This is a genomic window from Thiomicrorhabdus sp. (assembly GCF_963662555.1).
Lineage (GTDB): Bacteria > Pseudomonadota > Gammaproteobacteria > Thiomicrospirales > Thiomicrospiraceae > Thiomicrorhabdus.
The window spans coordinates 471182-493015 of record NZ_OY759719.1 but is presented as its reverse complement, the minus strand read 5'-3'; the positions used below and the strand labels follow the sequence as shown (position 1 = coordinate 493015).

Genomic DNA, 21834 nt, shown 5'->3' with positions numbered 1-21834 from the left:
CCACATGGAACTATGCGATAGTGAATAAGTCGTGCAAACCGCCCGTCATCAAAGTAAATAAATGGACGGTATAAAATCATACTCTGCTTTCGTCTACAAAGTCGTGCTGGTATTGATAACCATAAAAACATATTCATTAAGGAAATTCAGGTGGAACACACACTAAAAGATTCGAGCGTTCTTCACTCTAAATTAAAACCCCTTTATTGGGCGATTTTGTTAGTGCTTTCCACAGGACAGCAAGCAAGGGCTGCCGTTATCAACTATACAGATGGTGAAGATAAAACGGGTGTAATTGCTCTGACGGATAATTCAACTCAACTTCAGGTCACGACGGGGACAGCAACGCAATCTGGGAGCATCGATGACATCAATGGCTCATTTAGTCTTGAAAAGACAGGTTCGGGCATCCTTATTTTCTCTGGGTTTAATAATAGTTACCAAGGTGATACCAATATTACAGCGGGCACATTACGCTTAACTGGTGGGGGTGCTATCTCCAACACAAGCGAAACAGTCAATGTTTCAGCGGGCGCAACATTGAATGTAGCCGATAGTGAAAGTATCAACGGCTTTGCTGGTGCCGGCACCGCGTCCATTAATGCGGGGCAGACTTTAACCTTGGGTTCGAACAACGCTGGAGGTATTTTTTCGGGTGACATTACCGGCGCTGGTAATCTAAAGTCATATGGAAACCGAACCTTTTCAGGTAATAACTCATTTACTGGTGTAACCACTGTCATTGGTGGGATATTAACAGTATCGGCAACAGGCGATATTAATGAGAGTTCGGCAATATCGATTGAGGCGGCAGGTACTCTCAATATCGATGGTGGCGGTAATGCGGCAATAGGGGATGGGGTTGCGGTCAGTAATGCGGGCAATTTCATACTAACGGGCAGCGATGAAACCATCGGCTCAATTAACGGCGCGGGTAATATCAATCTCAATGGTCAAACACTGACCACCGGTGGTGATGGCACATCGACAACGTTGTCAGGTGTAATTTCAGGTTCTGGCGGTGGTTTAACAAAACAAGGTGCTGGAACCTTTACGCTTTCTGGCGCCAATACCTATACCGGTGCAACCACTATCAGTGCAGGTACCCTGCAAGCCTCCAATACCAGTGCGTTAGGTAGTAACAGTGCGGTAACGGTAGGCGGAGGTTCACTTGACCTGACAACAGACTTGAGCATTGGCTCATTAGCCGGTGCAGGTAATGTGACCCTAAATACCAATACGCTCACCACGGGGGGCAATAACACTTCAACAAACTATTCAGGCGTTTTATCGGGTACTGGCGGCCTAACCAAGCAAGGTTCGGGGACACAGACCTTATCTGGCGCTAACACCTACAGCGGCGGCACAACAGTCAACGGCGGCACACTGCAAGGTACAACGACTTCACTACAAGGCAATATCACCAATAATGCCAATGTCACATTTGATCAAAGCACATCTGGCACCTATGCGGGCGTAGTGAGTGGTACGGGGAGTTTAACCAAAACAAACACAGGTACGGTGACCTTATCTGGTGCCAATACCTATACTGGTGCAACCACCATTAATGCAGGTATTCTGCAAGCTTCCAATACCAGTGCGTTAGGTAGTAACAGTGCGGTAACGGTAGGCGGAGGTTCACTTGACCTGACAACAGACTTAAGCATTGGCTCATTAGCCGGTGCAGGTAATGTGACCTTGAATGCCAATACATTGACGACTGGCGGTAATAATACATCGACAAGTTATTCTGGTATTTTATCGGGTGCTGGTGGCCTGACCAAGCAAGGTTCGGGGACACAGACATTATCTGGTGCCAATACCTACACCGGCGGCACAACAGTCAGTAGTGGCACATTGCAAGGTACAACGACTTCACTACAAGGCAATATCACCAATAATGCTAATGTCACATTTGACCAAAGTACGTCTGGCACCTATGCGGGCGTAGTGAGTGGTACAGGTGGCTTGACCAAGACAAACACAGGCACGGTGATCTTATCTGGCGCTAACACCTACAGTGGCGGCACGACAGTCAATGGTGGCACATTGCAAGGTACAACGACTTCACTACAAGGCAATATCACCAATAATGCTAATGTCACATTTGACCAAAGTACGTCTGGCACCTATGCGGGCGTAGTGAGTGGTACAGGTGGCTTAACCAAAACAAATACTGGTACGGTAATCTTATCTGGTACTAACACCTACAGCGGCGGCACAACAGTCAATGGCGGCACATTGCAAGGTACAACGACTTCACTACAAGGCAATATCACCAATAATGCTAATGTCACATTTGACCAAAGTACGTCTGGCACCTATGCGGGCGTAGTGAGTGGTACAGGTGGCTTAACCAAAACAAATACTGGTACGGTAATCTTATCTGGCGCCAATACCTACAGTGGCGGCACGACAGTCAGTGGTGGCACATTGCAAGGTACAACGACTTCACTACAAGGCAATATCACCAATAATGCTAATGTCACATTTGACCAAAGTACGTCTGGCACCTATGCGGGCGTAGTGAGTGGTACAGGTGGCTTAACCAAAACAAATACTGGTACGGTAATCTTATCTGGCGCCAATACCTACAGTGGCGGCACGACAGTCAGTGGTGGCACATTGCAAGGTACAACGACTTCACTACAAGGCAATATCACCAATAATGCTAATGTCACATTTGACCAAAGTACGTCTGGCACCTATGCGGGCGTAGTGAGTGGTACAGGTGGCTTGACCAAGACAAACACAGGCACGGTGATCTTATCTGGCGCTAACACCTACAGTGGCGGCACAACAGTCAATGGTGGCACATTGCAAGGTACAACGACTTCACTACAAGGCAATATCACCAATAATGCTAATGTCACATTTGACCAAAGTACGTCTGGTACCTATGCGGGTGTACTAAGTGGTACAGGTGGCTTGACCAAGACAAATACAGGTACGGTGATCTTATCTGGCGCTAACACCTACAGCGGCGGCACAACAGTCAATGGCGGCACACTGCAAGGTACAACGACTTCACTACAAGGCAATATCACCAATAATGCTAATGTCACATTTGACCAAAGTACGTCTGGTACCTATGCGGGCGTAGTGAGTGGTACAGGTGGCTTGACCAAGACAAACACAGGCACGCTGACCTTATCTGGCACCAACACCTACAGCGGCGGCACAACAGTCAATGGCGGCACACTGCAAGGTACAACGACTTCACTACAAGGCAATATCACCAATAATGCTAATGTCACATTTGACCAAAGTACGTCTGGCACCTATGCGGGCGTAGTGAGTGGTACAGGAAGTTTAAGCAAATCAAATACAGGCAACCTTAATTTAACTGGCGTGAACATCTACACAGGTAGCACCACCATTAATAACGGTATTCTTTCTGTCAATGGTTCCATTGCCAACTCTGCTACCACCGTTAATACAAATGGTCAGCTAGGCGGTAATGGTACCGTGGGCAGCGTTACCTTAGCTGGCGGAACCATTGCACCAGGTAATTCTATCGGTGCCTTGAATGTAAACGGTAATGTCGATTTTTCTGGCGGAGGTCTTTATGCGGTAGAAGTGGATGATGCCGGAAATAATGATGTGATTCATGCCACTGGTACGGCAACTTTAACTAACGGAAGTGTTCAGGTTAAACCAGAAGCTGGAAGTTATAACGTCAGTACCGATTACACAATTCTTACTGCAACAGGTGGATTGGGCGGCACTACCTTTGGCAGCGCAAGTTCAGACCTAGCTTTTTTAACCCCTACTTTGTCCTACGATGCGAATAATGTCTTTCTAAATTTACGCCGTAACACCTCTGACTATGCAGGTGTTTCAGGAACCATAAACCAAACAGCCGTTGGAACATCGCTAGATACTTTCTTTCAAACTAACAGTGATAGTCTGGACACGATTTACAACAACCTAAACACACTTACGGCTAAGGGTGCAAGACAAGCTTACGATAGCTTAAGTGGTGTACAACACACTCACAGTAGTCAGATTGCTTTGCAATCTGTCAATCAATTTCAAGGTGTACTCTTTGACCGTATTCAAGGCAATAATTCATTACTCGCAAATGGCGGCACGGTGATGCTTGCTTATAATGATAATGACAGCATGAACGATGCTGGCTCGCAATTACTCAATAACTCGGTTGATACCCAACGTGGCTGGTGGTTACGTGCTATTGGCAATGAAGGCAAAATTGATAGCACCACTAATGCTTCTGGTACTGAATACAAAGCAGGCGGCATTGCCACTGGCTTTGATTATAACCTGACTAACAACCTCACTATTGGTACCGCCCTTGGCTACACCAGTGCTAATGCCGATGTTGAACAAGGGCGTTTAAATGCGGATAGTTACCAATTAGCTCTTTACGGAAAATGGCACTTAAATAACGACTATTATGTGAGCGGTACTGCTGGCATTGGTACCCAAAAAACCAAAGCCAGTCGTAACGTCACTGTTGGGCTTTCCAACCTTGTTGCTAAATCAGATTACGATGCAAGAACCGCTAATATTGCCATTGAAGGGGGGCGTAAATTTACCTTAAATGAAAACACCAGTATCACGCCTTTTGCGGGTCTTGAATACGCACACGTTAACCGTGATGGTTTTACTGAAACAGGTGCGGGTTCGGCTAATCTTAAAGTGAATAGTGATTACAAAGAATCACTGCGTTCTGTGATAGGTACTCGCATTGCCCATAGCTGGACAACCAAACAAGGTTATCAAATTCAGCCTAATGCCGAATTAGCTTGGGTGCATGAAAATATGGATAACGAATCTACTTTACGTGCTGGTTTTGAACCTGCGACCAATACGAGCTTTACAGTTTATGGCCCCAAGCTTAACCGGGATCACGCTAGAGTAGGTCTTGGCCTTAATGTTCAATTTAATGAAACGACTTCGTTAAATCTTGGTTATCAAGGTGAGATTGCGGCTTCTGATGAGAGGCATGACGTTACAGCGACGTTTAGGATGGTTTGGTAACACTAAGCAAAATAAGGATTAAAAAAATGCTGGAGAATGTAGGTTAGTAAATGAAAAAAATAAACGTCTTAGTAGTAGAGAATGAAATTAATTTAAGAGATCAAATGGTCTCTTATCTTAATCTAGAAGGTATTTTTGCAGTAGGCGTTGATACTCTAGAAAGTACTAACAAATGGTTATCAAATAATTCCCCCGATATTATCGTGATGGAGCACAACTTAAATAGTGACGATGGCTTTACATGGTTAAAAAGAACCATGTTACCTAACGATGTTTCTATTATTATCGCCTCTGCAAATGGTGAGGTTATAGATAGAGTACAAGGCTTTGAATTAGGCGTAAACGCTTATCTGGTCAAACCGATTGCTTTAGAAGAACTCATTGCTATCATTCGCAATCTTCATCATAAAAAGCATCACTTAAATAATCACAGTTCACAGCCTTTATGGGTACTTAATAAATTAGAGTGGACCCTTAAAAATAAAGGCCATTTTGATGTATTGAAATTGACAAAGAATGAAGAGCTTTTGATTAAACGTTTGGCACAGGAGCCAGGGAAAGCGGTGAATAAAAAAGAACTGGTTTTAGCACTTAACAAAACAGAAGATACTTATGATTATCGATGTTTAGAGGTTTTAATTCGTCGCCTAAGGAATAAAATTGAACCTATATCTGGAGATAAAACTAAGCCTATTAAAACGGTTCATTCAATAGGCTACTCTTTCATTGAGTCGATTGATATTGTCTAGTTTTTAAAAATGTCTCAAATTTTGTATTTTGACAATCTGTTTTAGTACTTTAAACTCCAACAGAATTCGTGCATTCATCACTTCATAAATTAACGTTATTACTAATGTTTTTACTTTTATCAACGTTTTTAAGCCATTATTTAGTTTTAAATTGACCAATCAAATTACTAAGTTGATTTGAAAGATCGCCAACATGTGTGCAAGACTGAAAGGTCTGTTCCGCTCCTTGTGACACGTTTATTGCAACATCACTAATTTGCTTAACGTTGCTATCAACTAGCTCGGCCTGTTTTGTCTGATTGTCTGAGGCTTGAAATATTTGTGAGTTCATTTTATGAATATTGCTTATGGCAGTTTCTATCATTTTTAATGATAAACCCGCTTCATTCACTTGTTTAACGCTTAAAGTAGCTTTATTACTACCTAACGTCATAACATCAACCGCTTCTCTGGCGGCCTCTTGCAGTTGCACAATAGTTGATTCAATTTTAGTGGTCGATTCTTGCGTTTTACTGGCTAAAATTCTTACCTCGTCGGCAACAACAGCAAACCCACGACCATGCTCGCCCGCTCTAGCAGCTTCAATTGCGGCATTTAAGGCGAGTAAATTGGTTTGCTCTGCAATGTCTTTAATAACGTCTAAAATACTACCAATGGTATCGCTATCTTGTTCTAAACTTTTGATTACATTGGCCGCTTCTTGAACCTGTTGTGCTAGAGCACTAATAGATTCTACAGTGTCATTTACGACAATATTACCTTTCTCTGTGGCACGATTTGCCTCATCAACTGAATTTAATGCACCTTGAGCATGGTTTGACATCTCTTCCACTGCACGGTTCATTGTTTCAACAGCTTGAGCGACATTATATGTATCTGATTTTTGCTTCTCCACTCCACTCTGAGTTGTTTGAGTGACCGAGACCATATCTGTTGAAGCAGAAGAAAGTTGCTGAGAAACATCTAAAATACGTTCAATCATTGTGCGTAAATTTTGAGACATTAGGTTAAAACTAGAAGCCATATCACCTATAAAATCATAACTTTCCAGACTACATTTGTGCGAAACATCGTTATTACTGATGGCATTGGCTACTTCACCAATACGTTGCAAACGGCGTAATAACATTTTATTGAGTAACCAAAAGTTTATTAAGCCAATACTAATCCCGGCAATAATGCACGATAGAATAAACCAAACCAACATGCCCTCTTTCCACTCAACAAAAAGATTGGCAAAAATCGGAAAGATCACCCCCATTAAAAAGCCAAAACTCATAAAGGCGAGAAACATATTTCTTAAAATACTGGGTTTACTAAAATCAAATGAAATCATTACGTTATACCTTAATCAAAAATTTATGCCTTTGTTTAAAGCAAAATAGAGTCCAATTTTTGGCTAAACAATTGAACTTATTAATAATTACCTATGAAAATTTTTATGACCTTAATAGAAAAGAAGGTGAATTGGTTTGCTGACATACTGCCGAGTAGTTTACAATCTGCTAATCTTATTTTTAGCTAAACCTCTCCACAAAAAGCCGCCAGGAACCCTACATGCCTTTAGATAGAATCTCTAAAATTAAAGCCTTAATGCAAGAGAAAAAAAATGCACCCAATTCGATTTTGCCGCAATTTTGGAAACCGGCTAAACTGATTGCACGTATTACAACGTCTAAACCTATTCAAAAATGGCTAATCTTTCCTTCTTCTTTAACCGCTAAATTAAGGGAGCAGTGTCCTGAGTTACACGTAGAAGTTATTTCTGAAAAGTTTGAATCGCCTTTATTAAATGAAGCTCAGGCATTAGGCATGCAAAGAAATGAACAGGCTTGGGTAAGATGTGTATTGTTAAAGTGTGACCAAAAAAATTGGGTATATGCTCGAACTATTATCCCAAATTTAACACCTGAAAATCCGTGGTACGATTTACAAAACCTAGGAACAAAGCCCTTAGGAGAAGTATTATTTGAACTACCAAGTATTGAGCGTTCTGATTTTGAAGTCTCTACTAACAAATTAGATTATTGGCCATATTTAATGAAACACTTAGCCAATCAAAGTCTAGCCAATAAACCCGGCTTTGCAAGAAGATCTATCTTTAAACAGCAAAATACGCCTTTATTGTTAACTGAAGTATTTTTACCAGGCCTGGTAAACTCTTAATACGGTTAAACGTATAATTAAATCAATATCAATTCGATTTTTGCCAGGCATTTATCCTCCCTGACAGGTAGTGATAAATTCAAAAATGCACTTCTAAATTACATTCAAAAAGCATATTTCAAAACTCAGAAACCAAAAAGCCCGGATGCTTTATCATCCAGGCTTTTGGGTATTGTATTTTTTTCTTACAGATTAAAAATCTGGTTCAACAATTGGAAAACCTAATGCAGCCCAATCTAACATGCCACCACGGTAGTAGTAAAAGTTGCTCGCCGGAAAGCCTTCACGAACCGAGGCTTTAATAGCAATGGGTGACTGAGGACAAACCGGACCATTACAAAAAGCCACAATTTTTTTGGCATTTGCACAGTTCCATTTACCATCTGTTTTTTCACATCCCATTTCATTTAAACGCATAGCAACTTCGGTGTAAGGAATATTTTTTGCTCCAGGAATCGTGCCTTCAACGTAGTTGTCTTGTACACGCATATCTAACAAAATATAGTCCGGATCATTCATGCTTTTAAGCAGTTCAATTTCTGTAATCGGATGAACGCCCTCGACAGGAATAAGCGGTTGTAACCAGCCTTTGTTTTTGGCACATTTTGTCATTTGACGAGTAATCACATACTCTTTGCCATTTACTTTAGTGGTAAAAGAAGTATCGCCCGCTGCTTCACTCATAATTCGTAAGTTTTCTTGTTCAGCAGCATGCACATTTAACCCAATAACGGCCAGTGAAATCGCTAGTAATTTCAGAATTTTTGAAAGCTTCATAATAGTTATCCTCTTTGATTATCATTATGTTTTTTTTGATTTATCATTTTTGATTTTGTGCTGATTTTTACAACACAACAAGAGTCATTATAATGAAGCTGAGGATAAACCAATAATCAAATAAGTTTTTAGTTAACTGGCTTAGATAAATAAAATATTATTTACTTATAGAAATGCATCTCGAGCATTACGCGTAAACTGTAAACAGGTTGGCTAAAGTTATCACTTTCATACCAAGTCACTCTGGGTTCAATTTCTCCAAATAACCATTTTTTATAGAGTTGTTGTCTTACGTTAACCCCAACACCCACGTTTTCAAAAGTAACCCCTTGGTTAATAACACTCCAGTTTGTATCTAGGTAGTAACCTCTAACCGTATAAGGGGAGACCGTTTGGAACAATACCCCTTTTTGGTTGAGTAAAACCTGTCGGTCTCGCCGCCACCAAGAGGCCGTGGTTTGACTTCTAGTTAACCACTCTTTATTAGATTGATAATCTAGAACATTTTGGCCTTCCCAAGCAAACCCTTTCTCTCTTTCTAAATAGAGCGTTTGGGTACCGCGATTAGTGAGTGTTTTATCACTTTTTTTGATGTAACGTATTTTGTATTTAACGTAAGGATTAGGCTCAATGTAGTTAATAAACTTTAAACCGACGTCGATCTGACTAATTCTATTTTTCGTATTGCCCAATAAGAACCGCCCCGCCAAAGAGTTTTCTGAACTATTGGGATTATCCGTTTGCGTATTTGATCTAGGCGTACTGCTATTGTTATTTAAACTATTGGTTTGATTCAGTTCATCTTGTTCAAAAGAGGAAACTAAGATTTTCCAACGATTATTCGTTTTAGGTAGGTCAATTTGAGCTCGGTAGTTAATACTTCCCTTACTCGTACCATCATCGTAAATGGTAAATGGGGTATAAACAATTAAGCGGTTCCCTTTATAAACCACATCCAGATCTTTACTACCAAAAAAGCGATCAATACTTTCGCCAAAAGACTGCACGTATTTACCCACATAGGCTTGGGAGTCAGACAGTGTGCTTAGATAATGTTGTATACGAGGACTGTTAATCTTTTCTAGTAAGGGCTTATCAACGACTGGTTGAGTTGGTGCAAGCTCGCTTTTCTCGCTTTTATCATACGTGCTGGGCAAAGAATCGTCAGCAAAGCTTGGTACCGAGATTAATGCACTAAAGCACAGCAAACCTTTTATAATAAGGTGTTTATCTCTTTGCAAAATGCTGTCTTTTAATAACATGAAACGAACCTAATCTATGAGCGACAAAATCAATCAAATCCAAGCAACTTATTTTCCTGCTGAAGACAGAATACTCTTAAAAATTAAAACTCTCAACGAGCTCGTCTATTTAGCATGGATTACCCGTCGTTTTATGAAATTAGTTATTCCAGTTTTGCATGGTCAACACCCTACTACAGGTAAAACGCTATTTGACGATAAAACCACTCAAGTACAGCAGATGGAAACTGAAAAAACGCAACTAATTGGTGATTATGATAGCAAATACCAACAACCAGAAAACCCTCAGTACCCTCTTGGTGAAGAACCTATTCTTTTGGCTAAAATTGCTTTCAAAGATATGTACAGCGATAAAGCTCAACTTGCTTTTGAGCCTGAAACAGGGCAAGGCATCATTTTACCTTACCACTCTGATTTGCTTGGGCCGTTGATTAAAATCTTCTCACAAGCACTAAATGCGGCCGATTGGGCACTGGATTTAGACCCCATTTTAGAAGTACCAAAAGAAACCCGCTTGCAATAATATTGAATGTTAAAACAGAATTTACCCTATGCTCACAACGTGTAGATGGCCACAGGGCATGCCAGGCCTGGTAAATCTTATGGTGATGTATCTAATGAGACATTCGGTAAAACTCAAATATCAAGATTAATTTGAATTTGTGTAGGCTAAATCCAAAGCGATACTCAACAATACAATCACCCCAATCCAGTGGTTTTGAATAAAGACTTTAAAGGCGAGTTTATCATCACCCTTTGCAAGTCGTTTTAAATCATAGATAAACCATACTGCAACAATGACCAGGCCTGTAAAAAATATAAAACCAAGGCCAAATAACACTCCAACCCATACCAATAATAACAACATGATTAGCTGAAAAAATGCGGTTATTGGCACCAGTTTGTCGGCAAATAGAATAGCGGTGGATTTTACTCCGATTTTTAAATCGTCTTTCATATCACCCACGGCATAAGCGGTGTCATAAATGAGTGACCAAACCATGGTGGCGGCAAAAATTGGCCAAACTTGCCAAGGAACCTCATTTTGAACTGCGGCAAATGCCATTGGTATTGCCCAGGCAAACGCCGCACCTAAAAAAGCTTGTGGCCAATAGGTATGACGTTTCATAAAGGGGTATAAAGCGGCTAAAAAAACCGCTCCAAAAGAGAGATAAACGGTAAGGCTATTGAGTGTTAACACTAGCCCAAAGGCAATTAAACACAACACGGCAAAAAACAGCAGTGCCGCATTGGCTGAGATTTCGCCAGAGGCAAGTGGTCGATTACAAGTACGTTCCACGTGGCCATCAAAATTACGGTCGGCAAAGTCATTAATTACACAACCGGCCGAACGCATTAAAATCGCTCCAAAAACAAAAACAAACAATAAGTATATTGAAGGCATTCCGCCAGAAGCCAACCAAAGAGCCCATAAAGCGGGCCATAAAACCAAATAGATGCCTACTGGGCGATTTAATCGGGTTAAAGAAATGTAGGAATGGAGTTTACTCATAAGTCACTGTGAGGAGGTTTAAATCAATGAATTAAGATAGTTCATCGATCATTGTCATAATCTCATCATAAATTGCGGGAGAGATTTCTAAATTAGCTTGCACCTGGCCTTGTCGGTCAGAGTATTGCATTAACACTTTATGACCGTCTTTTTCCCACGCTATGACATAGCCATAAGCTAATAACTCAGTTTGCCCTACATCTTGATGGGTAATTTGCCAGGCCTGGTCTGCCATCGCTTTTTTAAACGGTTCGCAAAGCTTGCCAGCTATTTCATAATGTTTCATAGTGTATAACTCTATTTTTTAGTCGGCTTTTGCCAACTTGAAATCGTTAACTGTTTTGAACGTGACAGTGTTAATTGTGCTTCTGGTGCATCTTTGGTAATGGTAGAACCAGCACCAATAGTCGCATCATCACCAATTTGTACAGGGGCAACTAATTGGCTGTCTGAACCGACAAACACACGGTCACCAATAATGGTTTTATGCTTGTTTACTCCATCATAGTTGCACGTAATTGTACCAGCACCAATGTTGACGTCTTTGCCCATATCCGTATCGCCAATATAGCTTAAATGGTTGACCTTAGAGCCTTCGCCAATAATCGCTTTTTTGGTTTCGACAAAGTTACCGATTTTAGCTTCATCACCTAATTCTGTACCTGGACGCAAACGAGCATAAGGACCAATAATGCAATTTTGCCCTACTATACAATCTTCAAGATGGCTAAAAGGATGGATTACCGTACCATCGGCGACCGTGACGTTTTTTAAGATGCAGTTAGCACCAATGGTGACGTTTTCACCTAAGGTGACCAGGCCTTCAAAAATACAATTAACATCAATTTCAACATCCGCTTGTGCATTGACTTCACCACGAATATCAATGCGATTTGCATCAATTAAGGTTACGCCTGCTTGCATCAATTGAATGGCTTGTTGTTTCTGATAACGACGTTCTAAATCTAGTAACTGGACCTTATCATTCACACCCAATACTTCAATTTCAGAAGCAGGTTGTGTCGTTTGAACGGTAAATCCATCATTAACCGCCATGGCAATAATATCAGTTAGGTAATATTCACCTTGAGCATTATCACTACTTAATTGCGATAGCCAATGATTAAGCTGTTGGCCTTTAACCGCGATAATCCCGGTATTGACTTCATCAATTAAAAGTTGATCTGCTGATGCGTCCTTTTGTTCAACAATCGCCTGCACTACATTATGTTGGTCACGAACAATACGACCATAGCCAGTTGGGTTTTCTAGATTAATCGTTAACAATGCCAAAGGGTTTTCAGTTGAAACTAAAGACAATAAATCTTGAAGTGTTTGCAATGACGTAAGAGGAACATCGCCATACAAAATTAACACCGTATCATCTGCATCAACCAAATGTGTAGCCATTTGCACAGCATGCCCTGTACCCAATTGCTGCTCTTGCATTACAAAGCTAAGGTTATCGCCACTAACACGTTGCTCAACCAATTCAGCACCATGACCAATTACAGTAATAACTGAATTTGAATGTAAAGATTCCGCTGTATCAATTACATGCTGTAAAAGAGATTTTTGAGCTAAAGGCTGAAGAACCTTAGGCAACTTAGAACGCATACGAGTACCTTTACCCGCAGCAAGAATAACAACTTTTAAAGACATAGCCTTATTCCTTAGAAATAAAAACGATTATATAAAAGGTAGTTTACATAATCATTCTTAAAGAGAAGTATGAAGATACTTTGTTAGATTAGTCGTATTGATTGTGGTGCAAGGTCAAGGAAACGTAAGTGAGTGTAGTTGTCCTACACGACACGTCGTTGACAAAGAGATTGCCCGCAGGCAGTACAACCAATCAACAAAGAAAAAAAAAGCGGCTTAAAAGCCGCTTTTTAGTAGGGTAAGAATTAAGCCAACCCAGTTTTATGCAAACGATCACGAAGTTTCGAGATAGCTTGTATTTGAGCAACAGCTTCTGCTAATTCTACTTGAGCACGAGCAATGTCGGTCTCAGATTTAGCATTGGTCATTGCTTCTTCAGCACGCTGTTTAGCTGCTGTAGCTTCAGCTTCATCTAAATCAGCAGCACGAATTGCAGTATCCGCAAGAACGGTTACAACACTTGGCTGGATTTCGATGATACCACCGCTGATGTAGAAGTGATCTTCTTCATCGCCGCTTACAACACGCACTGTTCCAGGCTTCAAAGAGCTTAGAAACTGGGTATGGTGAGGCATAACACCTACCTCACCATCGGCAGCCTGTGCATAAAGCATCTCAGCTTTACCTGAGAAAATTTCACCTTCTGCACTTACAATATCTACTTGCATTGAGACTGCCATAATTAATTACCCTTGGTATTTTTTCGCTTTTTCTAGAACTTCGTCAATGTCACCAGCGTACATAAATGCTTGCTCAGGAACATCGTCCATTTCACCACTTGCGATCATTTTGAAACCACGAATAGTTTCTTTTAATGGAACATAACGTCCATCTTCACCAGTGAATACTTTAGCTACGAAGTAAGGCTGAGAGAAGAAACGTTGCATTTTACGTGCACGTGCTACTAAAGAGCGATCTTCTTCTGATAATTCATCCATACCTAGAATAGCAATAATGTCTTTCAACTCTTTATAACGTTGTAGCGTTTGCTGAACGTTACGAGCTACATCATAGTGCTCTTGACCAACAACTAGTGGATCAAGCTGACGTGAAGTTGAATCTAGTGGATCGATTGCAGGATAAATACCTGTTTCAGCGATAGCACGGTTCAATACAACAGTCGCGTCTAAGTGAGCAAATGTAGTAGCAGGAGCAGGGTCAGTCAAGTCATCCGCAGGTACGTATACCGCTTGGATAGATGTGATAGAACCAGTCTTAGTTGAAGTGATACGTTCTTGTACTTGACCCATCTCTTGTGCAAGAGTTGGCTGGTAACCTACCGCAGATGGTAAACGACCTAACAATGCAGATACTTCTGTACCAGCAAGAGTATAACGGTAGATGTTATCTACGAAGAACAGGATATCACGACCTTCATCACGGAAGAATTCAGCCATTGTTAAACCAGTCAAGGCAACACGTAAACGGTTTCCTGGAGGTTCATTCATCTGACCATAAACAAGAGCAACTTTATCAAGTACTCCTGACTCTTCCATTTCATAATAGAAATCGTTACCTTCACGAGTACGCTCACCTACACCAGCAAATACTGAGTAACCTGAGTGTTCGATCGCGATGTTACGAATAAGTTCCATCATGTTTACAGTTTTACCAACACCGGCACCACCGAATAAACCAACTTTACCACCCTTAGCGAATGGGCAAATTAGATCGATTACTTTAACACCTGTCTCAAGAAGTTCTTGAGAAGCTGCTAGTTCATCAAATGCTGGAGCTGCACGGTGAATCGTGTTCTTCTGCTCTGCTTCTACTGGTCCTGCATTATCAATTGCATTACCAAGAACGTCGAAGATACGACCTAGCGTTGCTTTACCTACTGGTACAGAAATCGCTTCACCAGTATTTTTAACATCCATTCCACGCTTTAAACCGTCAGATGAACCCATCGCGATAGCGCGAACAGTATCATCACCGATTTGCTGTTGAACTTCTAGAGTTAGGTCTAGCTCTTCAACTCTTAACGCGTCATAGATCTTTGGTAAATCAGCACCTTTAAACTCGACGTCGATTACCGCGCCGATGATTTGTACTATTTTTCCGTTCATAATCTTTAACCTTTTATTGAAACTATCAAACTTATACGGCTGCAGTACCAGCAACAATTTCTGAAATTTCAGCAGTGATCGCAGCTTGACGTGCCTTGTTGTAAGACAATTTCAATTCATTGATCATTTCACCTGCATTATCCGTAGCATTTTTCATTGCCATCATACGAGCACCTTGCTCACATGCAGCATTTTCTACTACAGAACCAAATACAGTTGCTTCAACGTAACGACGCATTAGAGTATCTAACGCAGTTTTAGCATCAGGTTCATATAAATAATCCCAATGACCTTCGTTCGCATTTTCATTAGCCTCAAGAGGAACTAATTTGCTGATTGTTGGGTCTTGTGCCATTGTATTGACAAAAACGTTTGAAGCTAAATACACTTCATCAATTTCACCCGCATCAAATTTGTCTAAAACAACTTTAATGGTACCAACTAAGTCCTCAATATGAGGTGTGTCGCCTAAGTCAGAAACAGTTGCAACTACATTACCACCGTAACTACGGAAGAATGTTTGTGCTTTGTTACCAACTAATGCAAGCTCAACTTCAATGCCTTGCTCATTCCACTGCTTAAGCATTGGTAGAGACTTACGGAATAAGTTTGAGTTTAAACCACCACATAGACCTCGATCAGAAGAGATCATAATCAAACCAATACGTTTTACTTTATCACGCACTTGAGTATAAGGATGCTTATACTCAGGATGTGAACCAGCAACGTGAGCGATTACTCTCTTCACTTTTTCGACGTATGGTTTCGTCGCTTCCATGCGAGCTTGCGCTTTACGCATTTTAGACGCCGCAACCATTTCCATGGCTTTAGTGATTTTTTTGGTATTTGTTACGGAGCCAATCTTGGCTCGTATTTCTTTACTACCGCCTGCCATGGCCTACCCCTTATCTTAGTAAACGCCGTTTGCTTTGAAAGATTCGATACATGCTTTAACGCCTGCAACGATTTCATCGTCCCATCCGCCTTTAGCATTGATCGCATCAGCAACTGAAGCGTGTTCAGAGTTAAGGTATGCATGTAATGCTGCTTCAAAGTCTAATACTTTGTTGACTTCTACGTCATCTAAGTAACCTTCGTTAGCTGCATACAAAGACACTGCCATTTCTGCAATAGTAAGTGGGAAGAACTGCTTCTGCTTCATAAGTTCAGTTACACGTTTACCACGCTCTAACTGTGCTTTAGTCGCTGCATCTAAATCTGATGCAAACTGAGCAAATGCCGCTAATTCACGGTATTGTGCTAAGTCAAGACGAATACCACCACCAAGTTTCTTGATTGCTTTAGTCTGAGCAGCACCACCAACACGTGATACAGAAAGACCAGCGTTAACCGCAGGACGGATACCTTGAGAGAATAAACCTGTTTCAAGGAAAATCTGACCATCAGTAATCGAGATAACGTTAGTAGGTACGAATGCAGATACGTCACCCGCTTGTGTTTCAATAATAGGAAGAGCAGTCAAAGAACCAGTCTTACCTTTTACTTCACCGTTAGTGAATTTTTCAACATAGTCAGCTGATACACGAGCAGCACGCTCAAGTAAACGTGAATGTAGATAGAAAACGTCACCAGGGAATGCTTCACGACCAGGAGGACGACGAAGTAGTAGTGATACTTGACGGTATGCTTGGGCTTGCTTTGTTAAATCATCATAGATGATTAACGCATCTTCACCACGGTCACGATAGTACTCACCCATCGCACAACCAGCATAAGCTGCCATGTATTGAAGAGCCGCAGGATCAGAAGCGTTAGCCGCTACGATTACTGTGTTCTCCATTGCACCGTATTCTTCTAATTTGCGTGCTACGTTGTTAACAGTAGAAGCTTTTTGACCCATCGCAACGTATACACATTTCACACCAGTATTCTTTTGTGAAATGATTGCATCGATAGCGATTGCAGTCTTACCAGTTTGACGGTCACCGATGATTAACTCACGCTGTCCACGTCCTACTGGAATCATAGAATCGATTGATTTAATACCAGTCATCATTGGCTGATCAACTGATTGACGGTCAATTACACCAGGAGCGATACGCTCGATAGGTGAAGTCACCTTAGTATCAATTGGACCTTTACCATCGATTGGACGACCTAATGCGTCTACAACACGACCGTTCATTTCTGGACCAACTGGTACTTCTAAGATGCGACCAGTACAGGTAACTTTGTCACCTTCAGAGATATGGCTATATTCTCCAAGTACAACAACACCAACAGAATCGCGCTCTAAGTTAAGCGCCATACCAAAAGTGTTCTCGTCGAATTGAACCATCTCACCATACATCACATCTGATACACCGTGAACAAGTACAATGCCGTCAGCGATGCTAACAACAGTACCTTCACTGCCAGACTCAGCTGAACCGTCAAAACCTTTAATACGGTCTTTGATCAGGCTGCTGATTTCAGAGGCATTCAATTGCATGTTTGTTCCTCTCCATTATTGGGCGATTGCTGCGCCAAGTTTGTTTAGTTGTGATAAAGCTGAACCATCAATAGCCCAGTCACCCACAATAATTTTAATTCCTGCTATTAGTGTCTCATCAACTTCATAGTTAATTTCTACTTCAGCATCAAACTTAGCATTTAAAGCAGCACTTAATTTTTTCTTCTGCTCGACAGTCGCTTTTCTAGCTGAAATAACCGTTGCACGTACACGTTTTTCTTCAGTTGCTTTTAAAGCTTCAAAAGCTTCAGCAACATCAGGAAGTGCGTTCAAACGTTTAAATTCAGCCATAGCCGCAAGAAGGTTTTTACCTTCTTTAGACAAGCTGTCTCCCATAACACCTTCATAAATAGAGATTACATTCTCTTCAGAAAATTCAGGGTTATTCAACATTGCAGCCATAGCATCATCTTTAGTAATGATTGCTAGGTTTGCAAGTTGCTCGGACCAGCTAGCCATATTTTGCTCTTCTAAACTTAGAGCAAATACTGCTTCAGCGTAAGGTCTTGCAATTGTCATTAATTCTGCCATAGAGTTATCCTTAGATTTGTTTTACTAAGGCTTCAAGCATGTCGTTATGCGCAGCAGCATCAACTTCTTTTGCTAGAATTTTCTCAGCACCAGAAATTGCAATTGATGCAACTTCTTTACGAAGATCTTCTCTCGCACGACTAACTTCTTGCTCTATTTCTGCTTGGGCGGAAGCTTTAATACGGTCAGCTTCTTCTGTAGCTTTTACTTTCGCATCTTCTACGATTTCAGAACCACGCTTTTCAGCTTGACTTAGTACATTTTGAGCTTGAGCTTTAGCTTCTTTTAAGACTTCTTTAGCCTTTTGTTCAGCTAACTCAAGTTCATGCTTACCTTTCTCAGCGGCAGAAAGACCGTCAGCAATTCTCTTCTGACGTTCTTCCATTAACTTCGAAAGCGGCCCCCACAGCACCTTGTTCACAAACCAAATCAGCGCAATAAATGCGATAATCTGGATGAGAAGCGTTGCGTTAATACTCACAGTGGTTACCTCGCCATTCGTTATTAATTAAATAAGTAGTACAGTTAAAACGCTATGGTTTAAGCACCAATAGCAGCTTGCATTGCACCAACGAATGGGTTAGCGAATAGGAACCACATTGCAAATGCTAGGATGATGAACGGGAAAGATTCCATCAAACCAGCGAAAATGAACATGTTAGTCATTAATGCTGGACGCATTTCAGGCTGACGTGCAATCCCTTCAAGAGTCTTAGAACAGATAAGACCCCAACCAATAGCCGAACCTAAACCAGCCGCAGCCAAAATTACACCTACACCAATTGCAGTTGCAGAATAGATATCAGCAATCATAGTAGCAGTTACTTCCATCGATTTTCTCCAAAGTTAAAGTTAAAAAAATTAAAAGTTAAAAAAGCTTTTTACTCAGTATTCAAAACACTTAGTAGGTGCGCTTAGACCCTTATGGTGACTCACTATAAAACTATTAAATAGTTTTAAAATGAGCCGCCTATTCCTTTCATTGTTACTGGGCGGTTAGTGACCTTCGTCGTGAGCCATACCCAAGTAAACAATCGTAAGCACCATAAAGATGAAGGCTTGAAGAGTGATTACCAATAAGTGGAAAATCAACCAACCCAAATCCAACAGAACTTGTAACGGTGCCCAGAATAGGGCAGCGGCACCCACTGCTAATGTTCCACCGATCAAAGCGATCAGAAGGAATACCAATTCCCCTGCGAACATGTTACCGAACAAACGCAGAGCAAGAGATAGAGGTTTAGAAACTTCTTCGATTAACGTCATTACGATGTTAACTGGTACGAAGAACTTTCCGAAAGGGTGAAATAGGAACATCTTAGCGAAGCCTACTACACCTTTAATTTTAATGTTGTAGTACAAGATTAGAGCAAATACAGTTGCAGACATTGCAAGCGTTGTATTTAAGTCAGTCGTAGGTACTACTTTTAGGTGAGCATGCGGATCACCTGTAACAATCTGAAATAGGTATGGTAATAAATCCACTGGAATTAAATCCATGAAGTTCATCAACCAAACCCAAATAAAAATAGTTAATGCTAAAGGAGCAATAAGAGGGTTATGCCCAGGGAAAGCATCTCTTACATTGGTAGAAACAAAGTCTAAAATTGATTCTACAAAATTTTGGAATCCGCCTGGTGTTCCAGATTCTAATTGCTTACCTAAACGTGCAGCAACAAAAACAATTAACGCACCCAATAAAACACTTACAGCAATGGTATCTAGGTTTAATGCCCAAAACGTCATTTGCCCTTTATCAATTGCTTCTTGTGCTTCAGCATTCAAAGCGAGTGTATTGTTAGTCAAGTGATGTTGAATATACTCGACTGTTCCCATCTTTTCAGCACTCAATGGTCTACTCCTTAGTCAGTCAAACGTCTTTTACCCTTTAGATCGAAAAGCTTACCAAGTTGCATTAGTACAAAAGTAATAACAACAGGAAACGCTTGACTCTCATCTAGGAAAGACAGCCCTAAAACAAATAACACAGCTAATAGAACAAATCTAATCACTGCACTCAAATATAAAACTAAAATTCCGCTTTTTGGGTCTTCTGTCGTACTCGCTTTTTGGAAGGTGTAGGTCAACATCCATACATTAACCATTCCAATAAACATGCCGTACGCTGCCCCAGCAGGTTGGCCTAATAGGCTGTAAATCATGACCATCGCCAAGCCAATTAAGGCTTGGATTTTTATGGCTTTATCAAGATTTTTCACTATCTTGCTTCTCTTGATCTACAGGCTTAACGTTATCAAGCCTACTTGTTAATCTGTGTACTTTTTGCATACCACCAATAAATCCCAAAACAGCACAACTCAACATAAAAATAGGTGTTGTTTCAAAAACTTGGTCCATTGCGTAGCCAACTAAAAAACCGGCAATTAGCATCGATGTAAATATCGAACCCGCACTCAGCAACAAATAATTTGCTGCTGGTGACGGATCTGCAGCTTTCTTTTGTTTTTCTTTATCTTGCTGCAATTCACTCATCTCTTGGCAAACTCTATTAATGATACTTTTTCGTTGAATCAAGTTCAACCTAAATGGGCGCTCATGATAATGTTTTATGCGGCTAAAAGCTAGCTTATATAGCTGATATTTTATTTTTTTTATGCCATTATTAATTTGACTTACTACATAGTGTGATTTAAAAAAGTATGAACACAATATGACTAAGGTTAATAACGTAATTAAAAAAAGTTAATAAATTTTATTTATATGATTTAAATCTATTTATTTTGTTTAAATAATCAAAATAAATTCATAAGACGGTTAAGTTCTTCTAAATCGTTATAACTAATTTCAATTTTGCCGCGACCATTTTCTTTATGGTTAATCTTTACATTAGCTTGTAGCTTTTCAGTTAATGTATTCTGTGATTGCATCACAACTTCAATGTTTGGAATGGCTTTTTTCTTAGCTTCTGTAATCAACTTTTTAGGCACAAGCACTTGTTGAGCGGCTTCTTCCATCTCTCTTACTGACCATCCTTTTTCGATGGCCTTATCCGCTAATGTCTTTTGAACATCCTCTGGCAGACTAATAATTGCACGGGCATGACCCATACTAATTAAGCCATCATGCAAAGCAGCTTGAATATTTTTTGGCAATTTTAATAAACGCAGTAAATTTGAAACGGCTGCACGTGATCGACCCACGGCGTCAGCGACCGCTTGCTGTGTTAAATCAAACTCTTTTAATAAACGTTTTAAACCTATTGCTGTTTCAATCGGGTTTAAGTCTTCACGCTGTATATTTTCAATCAGAGCCATTGCCAAAGTTGCTTGGCTGTCTGCCTGACGAATAACGACAGGAACCTTATCTAAACCGGCTAATTTCGATGCTCTCCAGCGACGTTCACCTGCGATAATTTCATATTTATCTGTTCCTACAGGGCGAACAATAATGGGTTGAACAACACCTTGTACTTTAATTGATTCTGCTAACTCTTTTAAAGCAACGGCTTCAAATTGCTGTCTTGGCTGATATTGCCCTGGCTGAAGCTGGTCTACTGGTAGTTTCTCAATACGTAAATCAGCACTGCTATTATCAGATTTCTGTTTTGCACCAAGCATGGCATGGATGCCACGGTTTCCCATTCCTGAACGTTTTTTTACCACGAAACTCT

The 21834-nt window shown here is 40.6% G+C and carries 21 protein-coding genes; 4 read left to right on the top strand and 17 right to left on the bottom strand.

The genetic code is table 11. The features are described from left to right. The first annotated feature begins 150 nt into the window (after nucleotides 1-150). Entirely contained in the window at nucleotides 151-5004 is a 4854-nt protein-coding gene (locus ACORJQ_RS02000) for an autotransporter-associated beta strand repeat-containing protein (RefSeq protein ID WP_321325548.1), read from the top strand. A gap of 50 nt (nucleotides 5005-5054) precedes the next feature. Beyond that, nucleotides 5055-5753, top strand: coding sequence for a response regulator transcription factor (locus tag ACORJQ_RS01995; protein WP_321325546.1), 699 nt, complete (start codon nucleotides 5055-5057; stop codon nucleotides 5751-5753). Between the two features lie 136 nt (nucleotides 5754-5889). Here the strand turns inward: ACORJQ_RS01995 and ACORJQ_RS01990 are convergent, their stop codons facing one another. Next, nucleotides 5890-7089, bottom strand: coding sequence for a methyl-accepting chemotaxis protein (locus ACORJQ_RS01990; RefSeq protein ID WP_321325544.1), 1200 nt, complete (start codon nucleotides 7087-7089; stop codon nucleotides 5890-5892). A gap of 221 nt (nucleotides 7090-7310) precedes the next feature. On the opposite strand from ACORJQ_RS01990, the gene ACORJQ_RS01985 reads away from it, so the two are divergent. After that, nucleotides 7311-7919: a chorismate--pyruvate lyase family protein gene (locus ACORJQ_RS01985; RefSeq protein WP_321325543.1), complete on the top strand. Its 609-nt coding sequence runs from the start codon at nucleotides 7311-7313 to the stop codon at nucleotides 7917-7919. 192 nt (nucleotides 7920-8111) lie between these two features. On the opposite strand, the gene ACORJQ_RS01980 is transcribed toward ACORJQ_RS01985, so the two are convergent. Both ACORJQ_RS01980 and ACORJQ_RS01975 read right to left on the bottom strand, forming a co-directional pair. Continuing rightward, nucleotides 8112-8696: a rhodanese-like domain-containing protein gene (locus tag ACORJQ_RS01980; RefSeq protein WP_321325541.1), complete on the bottom strand. Its 585-nt coding sequence runs from the start codon at nucleotides 8694-8696 to the stop codon at nucleotides 8112-8114. A gap of 161 nt (nucleotides 8697-8857) precedes the next feature. Beyond that, the gene (locus ACORJQ_RS01975; RefSeq protein WP_321325539.1) at nucleotides 8858-9958 is read right to left on the bottom strand and encodes a hypothetical protein; all 1101 of its coding nucleotides are present in this window, start codon (nucleotides 9956-9958) and stop codon (nucleotides 8858-8860) included. Between the two features lie 16 nt (nucleotides 9959-9974). Between ACORJQ_RS01975 and ACORJQ_RS01970 the strand changes: the two genes are divergently transcribed. Then, nucleotides 9975-10481 (top strand): hypothetical protein, encoded by a 507-nt coding sequence (locus ACORJQ_RS01970; RefSeq protein ID WP_321325537.1) that lies wholly within the window; start codon nucleotides 9975-9977, stop codon nucleotides 10479-10481. Between the two features lie 126 nt (nucleotides 10482-10607). On the opposite strand, the gene ubiA is transcribed toward ACORJQ_RS01970, so the two are convergent. The 14 genes from ubiA to ACORJQ_RS01900 form a co-directional block, all read right to left on the bottom strand. After that, on the bottom strand, nucleotides 10608-11471 hold the full coding sequence (gene ubiA / locus ACORJQ_RS01965) for a 4-hydroxybenzoate octaprenyltransferase (protein ID WP_321325535.1): 864 nt from the start codon (nucleotides 11469-11471) through the stop codon (nucleotides 10608-10610). A gap of 31 nt (nucleotides 11472-11502) precedes the next feature. Further along, nucleotides 11503-11757 (bottom strand): hypothetical protein, encoded by a 255-nt coding sequence (locus ACORJQ_RS01960; RefSeq protein WP_321325533.1) that lies wholly within the window; start codon nucleotides 11755-11757, stop codon nucleotides 11503-11505. Nucleotides 11758-11768: 11 nt separating this feature from the next. Continuing rightward, nucleotides 11769-13133, bottom strand: coding sequence for a bifunctional UDP-N-acetylglucosamine diphosphorylase/glucosamine-1-phosphate N-acetyltransferase GlmU (gene glmU, locus ACORJQ_RS01955; RefSeq protein ID WP_321325531.1), 1365 nt, complete (start codon nucleotides 13131-13133; stop codon nucleotides 11769-11771). A 245-nt stretch (nucleotides 13134-13378) separates the two neighbouring features. Further along, nucleotides 13379-13813, bottom strand: coding sequence for a F0F1 ATP synthase subunit epsilon (locus ACORJQ_RS01950; protein WP_321325529.1), 435 nt, complete (start codon nucleotides 13811-13813; stop codon nucleotides 13379-13381). Nucleotides 13814-13819: 6 nt separating this feature from the next. Then, the gene (gene atpD, locus ACORJQ_RS01945) at nucleotides 13820-15202 is read right to left on the bottom strand and encodes a F0F1 ATP synthase subunit beta (RefSeq protein WP_321326829.1); all 1383 of its coding nucleotides are present in this window, start codon (nucleotides 15200-15202) and stop codon (nucleotides 13820-13822) included. A gap of 28 nt (nucleotides 15203-15230) precedes the next feature. Continuing rightward, nucleotides 15231-16094 carry a F0F1 ATP synthase subunit gamma gene (gene atpG / locus ACORJQ_RS01940; RefSeq protein WP_321325527.1) on the bottom strand — a complete coding sequence of 288 codons (864 nt, stop codon included), beginning with the start codon at nucleotides 16092-16094 and terminating at the stop codon, nucleotides 15231-15233. A gap of 15 nt (nucleotides 16095-16109) precedes the next feature. Continuing rightward, nucleotides 16110-17651: a F0F1 ATP synthase subunit alpha gene (gene atpA / locus ACORJQ_RS01935; protein WP_321325525.1), complete on the bottom strand. Its 1542-nt coding sequence runs from the start codon at nucleotides 17649-17651 to the stop codon at nucleotides 16110-16112. 15 nt (nucleotides 17652-17666) lie between these two features. After that, a complete protein-coding gene (locus tag ACORJQ_RS01930) occupies nucleotides 17667-18203 on the bottom strand; it encodes a F0F1 ATP synthase subunit delta (RefSeq protein WP_321325523.1) in 537 nt (178 codons plus the stop codon). Nucleotides 18204-18213: 10 nt separating this feature from the next. Next, a complete protein-coding gene (locus ACORJQ_RS01925; RefSeq protein ID WP_321325521.1) occupies nucleotides 18214-18684 on the bottom strand; it encodes a F0F1 ATP synthase subunit B in 471 nt (156 codons plus the stop codon). 59 nt (nucleotides 18685-18743) lie between these two features. Further along, nucleotides 18744-19034: a F0F1 ATP synthase subunit C gene (gene atpE, locus ACORJQ_RS01920; protein ID WP_040727240.1), complete on the bottom strand. Its 291-nt coding sequence runs from the start codon at nucleotides 19032-19034 to the stop codon at nucleotides 18744-18746. Nucleotides 19035-19199: 165 nt separating this feature from the next. Further along, entirely contained in the window at nucleotides 19200-20054 is an 855-nt protein-coding gene (gene atpB, locus ACORJQ_RS01915; protein ID WP_321325518.1) for a F0F1 ATP synthase subunit A, read from the bottom strand. Nucleotides 20055-20065: 11 nt separating this feature from the next. Further along, nucleotides 20066-20422, bottom strand: a complete 357-nt coding sequence (locus ACORJQ_RS01910) for an ATP synthase subunit I (protein WP_321325516.1) — start codon at nucleotides 20420-20422, stop codon at nucleotides 20066-20068. Then, the gene (locus tag ACORJQ_RS01905) at nucleotides 20409-20696 is read right to left on the bottom strand and encodes an AtpZ/AtpI family protein (protein ID WP_321325514.1); all 288 of its coding nucleotides are present in this window, start codon (nucleotides 20694-20696) and stop codon (nucleotides 20409-20411) included. The genes ACORJQ_RS01910 and ACORJQ_RS01905 overlap by 14 nt, the downstream gene beginning before the upstream one ends. A gap of 260 nt (nucleotides 20697-20956) precedes the next feature. Continuing rightward, nucleotides 20957-21805, bottom strand: a complete 849-nt coding sequence (locus ACORJQ_RS01900; RefSeq protein WP_420719575.1) for a ParB/RepB/Spo0J family partition protein — start codon at nucleotides 21803-21805, stop codon at nucleotides 20957-20959. Between the last annotated feature and the right edge of the window lie 29 nt (nucleotides 21806-21834).

What these genes read in the sequence shown, in the direction of transcription:
- ACORJQ_RS01995 (WP_321325546.1), top strand. Translation starts at nt 5,055, where the DNA reads ATGAAAAAAATAAACGTCTTAGTAGTAGAGAATGAAATTAATTTAAGA.
- ACORJQ_RS01990 (WP_321325544.1), bottom strand. Translation starts at nt 7,089, where the DNA reads ATGATTTCATTTGATTTTAGTAAACCCAGTATTTTAAGAAATATGTTT.
- ACORJQ_RS01985 (WP_321325543.1), top strand. Translation starts at nt 7,311, where the DNA reads ATGCCTTTAGATAGAATCTCTAAAATTAAAGCCTTAATGCAAGAGAAA.
- ACORJQ_RS01980 (WP_321325541.1), bottom strand. Translation starts at nt 8,696, where the DNA reads ATGAAGCTTTCAAAAATTCTGAAATTACTAGCGATTTCACTGGCCGTT.
- ACORJQ_RS01975 (WP_321325539.1), bottom strand. Translation starts at nt 9,958, where the DNA reads ATGTTATTAAAAGACAGCATTTTGCAAAGAGATAAACACCTTATTATA.
- ACORJQ_RS01970 (WP_321325537.1), top strand. Translation starts at nt 9,975, where the DNA reads ATGAGCGACAAAATCAATCAAATCCAAGCAACTTATTTTCCTGCTGAA.
- ubiA (WP_321325535.1), bottom strand. Translation starts at nt 11,471, where the DNA reads ATGAGTAAACTCCATTCCTACATTTCTTTAACCCGATTAAATCGCCCA.
- ACORJQ_RS01960 (WP_321325533.1), bottom strand. Translation starts at nt 11,757, where the DNA reads ATGAAACATTATGAAATAGCTGGCAAGCTTTGCGAACCGTTTAAAAAA.
- glmU (WP_321325531.1), bottom strand. Translation starts at nt 13,133, where the DNA reads ATGTCTTTAAAAGTTGTTATTCTTGCTGCGGGTAAAGGTACTCGTATG.
- ACORJQ_RS01950 (WP_321325529.1), bottom strand. Translation starts at nt 13,813, where the DNA reads ATGGCAGTCTCAATGCAAGTAGATATTGTAAGTGCAGAAGGTGAAATT.
- atpG (WP_321325527.1), bottom strand. Translation starts at nt 16,094, where the DNA reads ATGGCAGGCGGTAGTAAAGAAATACGAGCCAAGATTGGCTCCGTAACA.
- atpA (WP_321325525.1), bottom strand. Translation starts at nt 17,651, where the DNA reads ATGCAATTGAATGCCTCTGAAATCAGCAGCCTGATCAAAGACCGTATT.
- ACORJQ_RS01930 (WP_321325523.1), bottom strand. Translation starts at nt 18,203, where the DNA reads ATGGCAGAATTAATGACAATTGCAAGACCTTACGCTGAAGCAGTATTT.
- atpE (WP_040727240.1), bottom strand. Translation starts at nt 19,034, where the DNA reads ATGGAAGTAACTGCTACTATGATTGCTGATATCTATTCTGCAACTGCA.
- ACORJQ_RS01905 (WP_321325514.1), bottom strand. Translation starts at nt 20,696, where the DNA reads ATGAGTGAATTGCAGCAAGATAAAGAAAAACAAAAGAAAGCTGCAGAT.
- ACORJQ_RS01900 (WP_420719575.1), bottom strand. Translation starts at nt 21,805, where the DNA reads ATGGGAAACCGTGGCATCCATGCCATGCTTGGTGCAAAACAGAAATCT.